At 59.9% G+C, this 304-nt stretch carries 1 pseudogene; it reads left to right on the forward strand.

Annotated elements, in window-relative coordinates:
* Nucleotides 1–212, forward strand: a pseudogene (locus tag E5X34_RS32735) (4Fe-4S binding protein); the annotation flags it as partial.
* Nucleotides 213–304 lie beyond the last annotated feature (92 nt).

Raw genomic sequence — 304 nt, forward strand, 5'->3', positions numbered from 1 at the left:
TGCTCGCGCGATGTCATGCATCTTCACGGCGTTGATGATGCGGGTGAAATCCTCGCCCCTGCGATGACGAGGACGACGATTTCGACGGCAAGCTCAATCGCATGATCATGGTTGTCGATGATGCCGGCCGCTGCATAGGCTGCGGAGCCTGCGGCCGCGTCTGCCCCAAGAACTGCCAGACGCATGTTCCGGCCGACGAGCTCGCAACATGATCTGGCGAAAACCAGGGGAGCGGCGTGCACTTCATCTTTTTGTCGGCTCGTGGGGCTGGTCCTGTGCAGCAATGCGTCGATGGTTTACTTCG

This window comes from Mesorhizobium sp. (assembly GCF_004963255.1).
Taxonomy (GTDB): Bacteria; Pseudomonadota; Alphaproteobacteria; order Rhizobiales; family Rhizobiaceae; genus Mesorhizobium.